A 7,314-nucleotide genomic window follows, 5' to 3' on the forward strand; every position below is an offset into this window, starting at 1 on the left:
GCTTTTGTTGAATGATTTAACAGAGGGTCGGCGAATCCCAAAGTGAGAAACCAATGGGCTGTCCACGAGAGACCGCCTACGAACTCGCCATGACGTGTAACAACGATCGTCACTTCCATCTGGAGGCCAACACTAGGCCAACCTTATGTCAGGTCATGGGAGCGCGCGCAGATGCGGTCATTGTTCACGCCGAATCCGCCAGCAGCGGTGGATATGCGGATTGCGCGCGAAGTCTTTGGGGATGGTCTGGGCGCTGATGTCCTCGATGTTGAGATCGCTCAGCGCCTCCTGGTCGAGCTTGAAGCGGCGCTTATTGGTCGAGAAGATCAGCTCGCCATCGGGGGCGAGCAGGGCCAAGGCGGCGCGGATCAGCCTGACTTGATCACGCTCGACCTCAAAGGTGCCGTCCATGCGCTTGGAACTGGAAAAGGTTGGCGGATCGAGGAAGATCAGCCCGAAGTGGCCGCGGTAGGCACGCGCCTGCTCCAGCCATTCCAGACAGTTGGCCTGGATCAGCTGATGGTTGTGGCCGGTGAACCCATTCAGCGCCAGATTGCGCCTGGCCCAGTCGAGGTAGGTCTTTGACAGATCGACCGTGGTGGTCGAGCGGGCGCCTCCTTGCGCGGCATGGCAGCTGACGACACCGGTGTAGCCGAACAGGTTAAGCATGTTGCGATTGGCGGCCAGGCGAGCGATCAGCCGGCGCGTCTCGCGGTGGTCGAGGAACAGGCCAGTGTCCAGATAGTCCTCGAAGTTGACCAATAGGGTCAGCTCATCCTCGGCGACCTTGTGGAAGTGGCCGGTCTGCGCCAGTCGCTCGTATTGGGCCTTGCCACGCTGCGGCTGGCGGACCTTGAAGAACAGATCTTGCTCCGGCACCTCGAGCACCTCGGCGATGACGCTAAAGCCTTCGCGCAGCCGCCGCCGCGCCGCCTTCGGGTCGATGTCGGGCGGGGCGGCGTATTCCTGCACCTGCACGAAACGCCGCTCCGGGGTCGCCGGGTTGGCGCTCTGGTAAAGATCGACCGCCAGCGCATACTCGGGCAAATCGGCATCATAGAGCCGATAGCAGCTGATGCCTTCCCGTTGTAGCCATTTCCTGAGACCCTTCTGATTCTTGCGCAGCCGGTTGGCGAGCATCTCGGCGCCGGGTCCACGCTCGGCGACCGGCAGCGGGCGCGGGCGGTCGGAGACATGCGCCTCGGGGCGGACCTCGAAGTGCAGCAGTCGGCATTCGATGGGGCCGTTGTAGAGGGTATGAAAGCGATGCGCGCGCAGCCCCATGCGCTTGCCAAGCTCCGGGTTGCCAGTCAGCACGGCAGCGCGCCAGCCCTCGAACTGGGTGCGGAGCAGCGCGCCGAGTGACTGATAGAGTCCGGCGAGATCCTCGGCGCCGATGCGCTCGCCATAGGGCGGGTTGGTGATCAGCAGGCCGGGTGTCGGCGCGGGATTGGGGACGGGCTCGGATGAGACCGCAGAGGTGATCGGTTTGGCGCTACTCTGAGCAGCCAGGCTCGGCCGACAATCCTCCAGCGCCTGCCGCTCAAAGTGGACATGGCCGGCGAGCCCGGCATGCGAGGCATTGGCCTGTGCAGCCTTGATCGCGGCCGGATCGAGATCGCTGCCGCGCAACCTGGTGTTGCTGCGCGCAAGCCGATGCAGGCCGTTGGCGCGCCGGTCCTTGGCCTCGGCCAGAAGCGCACTCCAGGCAAGCCAGGCCGCCTGATCATGGCCGCGCCAGCCGCTGAAGCCCCAATAGGTGCGTCGCAGGCCAGGGGCGATGTCGGCGGCGATCAGCGCGCCTTCGATCACCAGCGTGCCGATGCCACAGAGCGGGTCGATCAGCTCACCGCCGCCGGCGGCGATCTCGGGCCAGCCGGCACGCAGCAGCAGCGCGGCGGCGAGGGTCTCCTTCAAGGGCGCGGCGCCACCTTGGATGCGCCAGCCGCGCCGATGCAGGGCCTCGCCGGAGAGGTCGAGAAAGAGCACCGCCTGGTCGCGGAACAGCCGGCAGCGCAGCGCCAGATCGGGCTGGATCGGACGCACGCTTGGGCGGCTGCCGCTGCGCTCGCGGATCTGGTCGACGATCGCGTCCTTGATGCGTTGGGCCGCGAACTGGGTGTGCTCGATCTGCGAACGGGCGCTGTCGACTGAAACCGCGAGGGTCTGCTCTGGGCCAAGGTGCTCGGACCAGTCGATCGCGCGGATACCGGCGTAGAGCGCGTCCGGGTCCGGTGCGGCGAAGTCGCTGAGCGGTAGCAGTACGCGGCTGGCGACCCGCGACCAGAGGCAGACGCGATAGGCGTCGGCCAGGCTGCCGGAGAACTCGACCCCGGCGCGAGTCTCGACCGCGGACTCGATGCCGAGGCCGCGCAGCTCGTCGGCGAGCAGGCTCTCGAGATGGCGCGCCGAGCTGGCGAAGAAGCGATGCTGGCTCATCGTGCTAGCCGCAGATGACACGGATTGACGCTGATGAACGATAAGCCGGGCAGAGCCTTGGTGACGATGCAACAACGACCTGCACAGGCCGGATGGAAGCAGCGCAGCGGTTCCAACAATCGGGCCAACCCGCTGTTCAGGTTGTTTTTGAATCGTTCCTGAGCGCGCGTGTCAAGTTGATCGAGCGGGCGCGGTGGAGAGGGAGAGAAGCCTCTTGAGGACTCCATGTGACTCTGCGTCATTTGCGGTTCCGTTAATCGTTCGGGGCTCATTCGTCTGCTGCCTGTGTTGAGGCAGAAGAGGCTGAGGATATCTCTCCCGCTCCAGGTGCTGGGGAGCTTGGTGCGGCAGAGGTGACAAAGCGCCTTGTGTGAGCGCCAGCGCCATCGGCAGCGGCAGCGGCAGCGGCAGCGGCAGCGGCAGCAGCAGTATCAGCCTCAGTCTCGGCATTGGCATCGTCGGTATCGGCTCCTGCACCAACCGGCGCGCTCGGTAGCGGCCGCACCGATGTGGGCAACTGCGAGACCAAGACCTCGGCAAAGGCGTCCAATGCCTGCTGACGCGGAAAGCTGCGCCGCGAGACCAGCGAGATGCGCCGATAGGCATCCGGCAGATGCAGCGGCCGCCGCACGATCGGGCTGTCTGGTGGGTACTCGCTGCTGCAGGCCAGCGCCGGCAGCAGGGTGCAGCCGAAACCGGCGCCGACCAACTGCAGCAGGGTCTCGAGACTCGAGGCGCGCAGATCCGCCATCTCGCCACTGCGCGGGCGCTCGGCCAGGCGGCAGACCTCCATCACCTGATGGGTCAGGCAATGGCCGTCGCTGAGCAGCAGCAGCTCAGTTGCTTCCAGATCGGCCTCGGTGATCTCGGGCTTGTCACCGAGCGGATGCTGCTGTGGATGGGCGAGCCAGAACGGCTCCTCGAACAGCGGCCGCGCGACCAGCTCAGGCTCGGCGACTGGGGTCGCCAGCAGCGCCGCATCGACCTCATGATGCTCGAGCCGCTTGAGCAAGGTCTCGGTGATCTCCTCGATCAGCACCAGCTTGATCTGCGGCAGGCGCTCGCGCAGCGGCAGCAGGATCAGCGGTAGCAGATAGGGGCTCAGCGTTGGGATGGCGCCGATACGCAGCGGGCCGGCGAGCGGGTCCTGGTGCGCGCGGGCAACCTGCTCGATGGCATCGGCCTGTTCCATCAACAAACGCGCATGCTGCAGGATCAGTTGACCGGTGGGGGTGATCTCGACCGAGCGATTGGTGCGCTCGAAGATGGTCACGCCCAGCTCATGCTCGAGCTTGCGGATCTGGCCGCTCAGCGTCGGTTGACTGACGAACGAGCGCTCAGCGGCGCGGCCGAAGTGGCGGGTCTCGGCGAGGGCGAGGATGTATTTGATATCACGCAGATTCATAACGAGGGAACAGTGCGGAGCCTTGGACTGCAGGTGACAAGGATACCCTGAACCGCTCGAAGTCCGGTTTGCCGGTCTGGCTGGCTGGCTAGCAGGTCTGGCTAGCTGGTCACAACCTTCAGAAAACGCTGTCTTCCAAAACGGCGCAGCGGGAACCACCTATAATCCAACAGGAATCTGTACTAAACTCCTGGCTATGCGTGTTTGGGATCAGCGACCAGTCCTGCTAACGATGATGTTGACCTCACGTCCCCTGGATGAAATCCAGACCGGCATGGTGATCGGCGCTGATGTCTATGATCCAAATGGGCTCGTTCTGCTGCGGGCAGGCACGATAGTTACCGAACGCACGATCCGTGCGCTCAAATGTTGGGGAATAGCCGAGGCTCCGGTCAGCATCTCTGGTGAGACTGTACCTGACACCGCGGAGCAACATCGTTCCCATCAGGCGCTCATAGCGATGCTCGACGCCCAGTTTGCACTCAGCAACCTCGGGCATCCGGTTATCCAAGCGCTTTACGGCCTCTGTCTTGAGCGCGCTCAGCAACAGCAATGAGCCACTTGCGATGAAGGCTCGAGCTGACCGATTACTCGATCGGCTCAATGAGCTGCCATCTCTTCCCGCGATCTATTACCAAGTACGTGAAGCCCTGGTCCGGCCCGAGGGGTCGTTGGAGTCGATGGCGCGCGTCTTGGAGGCCGATCTGTCGTTGAGCGCCCGGCTGCTGCGTGTTGCCAACAGCGCGCTGTATGGGCTCGTCTCCAAGGTAGACAGCCTAACGCATGCGTTGGCGGTGATTGGAACCGAAGAAGCCCATCGGATCATCCTCGCGACCTCTGTCGTCTCGGTCTTTAGGGATATCCCACTCGGCGCTGTGTCCATGCGCTCGTTCTGGGAGCACAGCATCGCGACCGGCGTTGCCAGCCGAGCCATTGCAAGGCGCCTCGGGCAAACCGAGGTTGAGCGATTCTATCTGGCGGGTCTGTTGCATGACATCGGTCGGCTCCCGCTTTATCTGCTTGAGCCGGACGCGATGGGCCAAGCACTCCAAGCGCATCGCGAGCATCGTGCCGACCTGCTTAGGCTTGAAGCACAGATACTCGGCATCACGCACACCGATGTCGGGGCGCTCCTGTTGGAAAAATGGCAGATTCCGCGCGTGTATTGCGAAGTCGCCGGCCGACATCACGACCTAGCCGAGGACGACTACTGCCTCGAGACCAGTATCACTCACATCGCCGATATCATCACCAACAGCCTGCGTATTGGCAGCAGCGGAACCCGCGCCGTACCCGTCCTCAGTGATGCGCAGTGGCAGCGCAGCGGCCTCGAGATCGAGGATCTGCGTCCTGTCGTTGATCTGACCTTGTCAACGACCAAGGATGTCGTGTCCGCCTTCCTTGAGTCCTGAATGATGCCTTTGCCACGACCGCCGCTGCAGTCTCTGACCGACTCCCTGGCCGAGTCCCTGGCCGACACATCAGGCACAGGATCAGCACCGCAGACGCCTCATCTCCCTGCGCTCGCGTTCGCGGTGCTGCGCTTGGCCATCGGGCGCTTCGATGCGTGCGCAAGCGTGCAGGAAACCCAAAGTCTGCTCCAAGAGGCATCCCGACTGCTGCTTCCACAGGCTCGCTTCGGCCTCATGCAGCGAGACATCGATGGCTGTCTAGAGCTTGCTGAAGAACTTGCAGAGGAGCTTGCAGGGGTTCGAGCTGACCGTGCCGCGACGATCTCACCCGAAGAGATTGAGCATGCGATCGAATCAGGCTGGGTCGCCGCGGCCATTAAGCAGGGGCTGCACCGGGTCAGCTGGCGGGGCGAAACCTGGGTGCTTGCTAAGCTGGCCTCAGCGCGCTTCGTGCATGCTGTGGCCATCTGGATTCGCTCGGAAATCCCCGTCCTCTTGCACCAACCGTTGCTGGCAATGGCGGATCTTGCGGCACTGGCGCTGGACCGTTTAACCGAGGCCCCTGCATTGGCAGCTGAGCAAAAGCGACATCGGGAAACACACTCAATTGGGGGGCACGCAAACCAAGCCTTGACCGCCACTGATCCGCTCACTGGACTGGCCCAGCGCGCCCAGTTTATCCAGGTCCTCAAGCAGGCGTTAGCGAAACCCGCCGTGGGCCAATCTGTCGGTGTCATGTTGCTCGACATCGACGGCTTCCACCGTGTGAACAAGGAGCTTGGTTATGCCGTCGGCGACCAGGTCCTGCGCAGCTTTGCCCATCGGTTGGAGAGCGTCTTTCGCTCGCCTTACGTGCTGCAAGCGCTCGGCATCGTCTCCAGCGATCTGTGTGTCGCGCGCACCGGGGCAGACGAACTGGGGATTGTCGTCGCCCAACTGCGGTCTCCTGATGATCTGCTTGGTGTTGCGGGCGAGGTGCAGCAGCATCTCGCTGAAGGCTTTTTCCAGGGTGCACAGCGACTCTATCTGTCCGTCAGTATCGGCTTGGCAGCGGTGAGCCCGAGCGCGGAAGACCTGAGCGCCGAGTCCCTGCTTCGCTCCGCCGACTCGGCACTCAAACGCGCCAAGTCGCTCGGTCGCAATCGGTTCGTCCTCTACGATCCGGTCTGGGGCGAGTCCGACCTGTTGCATCTGCGCATCGAGTCCTTGATGCACCAGGCGTTGCAGGACAACGGGTTTCGACTTCACTATCAGCCGCTGTTCCGCGTCGCAGACCTCGCACTGGTTGGCGCCGAGGTTCTGCTGCGGCTCAGCACCCGTGACGGGGTACCGGTGCCGCCCTCCAGTTTTATCCCGGTGGCGGAGAGCACCGGACAGATTGTCGAGATCAGCGACTGGGTGTTGCATCGACTCTGTCAGCAGATTCGTCGGTGGGATCGCCAAGGACTCCCTGTCGTTCCGTTCTCAGTGAATCTCTCTGCCATCGAGTTTAGTCAAGAAGATCTCAGTCAACGATTGAGTAAAATCCTGTCTCAGCACCAAGTGTCACCCTCACGCATGCACCTGGAGGTCACCGAGACCGCCATTACCCGTGACGAGGCTCAGGCGGTGGCGAACATCAATGCCTTGCGTGCCGTTGGATTCGAGGTCTGGCTCGACGATTTCGGAACCGGTTATTCTTCACTCAAGTCACTAAAAAACGTCTGTTTCTCTGGGATTAAGATCGATCGCGAATTCGTTGCCGACCTTCCCGCGCACGCAAACACTGCGGTCATTGCCCAAAGCATCATCGAGATAGCGCGCAACCTCGGTTGCCCGGTTGTTGCTGAGGGGATCGAGGAGCCAGCGCAGCTCGAGTTCTTGCGCGTGCGCCACTGTGACATCGGGCAAGGCTTCCATCTCGGGCGCCCGGTCTCTCCCCAAGACTTCGAGCGCCGATATCTGGGGGCTGGACTCGCGCCTGAGCAGACCGTTGGTCCATGCGGATCAAAGGATTGTTGAGCAATGGCTACCTAATGTGCGAGCTTCTTCGCTCCCATCCTTATGTCTCAGCAAAAG

General features: G+C 62.8%; 4 protein-coding genes and 1 pseudogene. 3 read left to right on the forward strand and 2 right to left on the reverse strand.

The genetic code is table 11. From position 1 onward, the window contains the following. Positions 1-177 precede the first annotated feature (177 nt). Both rlmKL and VBE63_RS22725 read right to left on the reverse strand, forming a co-directional pair. Positions 178-2,439: a bifunctional 23S rRNA (guanine(2069)-N(7))-methyltransferase RlmK/23S rRNA (guanine(2445)-N(2))-methyltransferase RlmL gene (rlmKL, locus tag VBE63_RS22720; protein ID WP_323685293.1), complete on the reverse strand. Its 2,262-nt coding sequence runs from the start codon at positions 2,437-2,439 to the stop codon at positions 178-180. A 493-nt stretch (positions 2,440-2,932) separates the two neighbouring features. After that, positions 2,933-3,844: pseudogene (locus VBE63_RS22725) on the reverse strand (LysR substrate-binding domain-containing protein); the annotation flags it as partial. Between the two features lie 232 nt (positions 3,845-4,076). Between VBE63_RS22725 and VBE63_RS22730 the strand changes: the two are divergent. From VBE63_RS22730 to VBE63_RS22740, 3 genes are read left to right on the forward strand one after another with little or no spacing between them, the layout of a single operon-like run. Beyond that, positions 4,077-4,400 carry a hypothetical protein gene (locus VBE63_RS22730; protein WP_323685294.1) on the forward strand — a complete coding sequence of 108 codons (324 nt, stop codon included), beginning with the start codon at positions 4,077-4,079 and terminating at the stop codon, positions 4,398-4,400. A 10-nt stretch (positions 4,401-4,410) separates the two neighbouring features. Then, positions 4,411-5,256, forward strand: a complete 846-nt coding sequence (locus tag VBE63_RS22735) for an HDOD domain-containing protein (protein WP_323685295.1) — start codon at positions 4,411-4,413, stop codon at positions 5,254-5,256. Continuing rightward, complete coding sequence (locus VBE63_RS22740) at positions 5,257-7,257, forward strand: bifunctional diguanylate cyclase/phosphodiesterase (protein ID WP_323685296.1); 2,001 nt, start codon at positions 5,257-5,259, stop codon at positions 7,255-7,257. It abuts the gene before it with no gap. The last annotated feature ends 57 nt before the right edge of the window (positions 7,258-7,314 follow it).

Origin of the sequence: Lamprobacter sp. (assembly GCF_034860625.1) — a bacterium.
Lineage (GTDB): Bacteria > Pseudomonadota > Gammaproteobacteria > Chromatiales > Chromatiaceae > Lamprobacter.

Coding starts and splice junctions, on each gene's coding strand:
- rlmKL (WP_323685293.1), bottom strand. CDS start 2,439: ATGAGCCAGCATCGCTTCTTCGCCAGCTCGGCGCGCCATCTCGAGAGC.
- VBE63_RS22730 (WP_323685294.1), top strand. CDS start 4,077: ATGATGTTGACCTCACGTCCCCTGGATGAAATCCAGACCGGCATGGTG.
- VBE63_RS22735 (WP_323685295.1), top strand. CDS start 4,411: ATGAAGGCTCGAGCTGACCGATTACTCGATCGGCTCAATGAGCTGCCA.
- VBE63_RS22740 (WP_323685296.1), top strand. CDS start 5,257: ATGATGCCTTTGCCACGACCGCCGCTGCAGTCTCTGACCGACTCCCTG.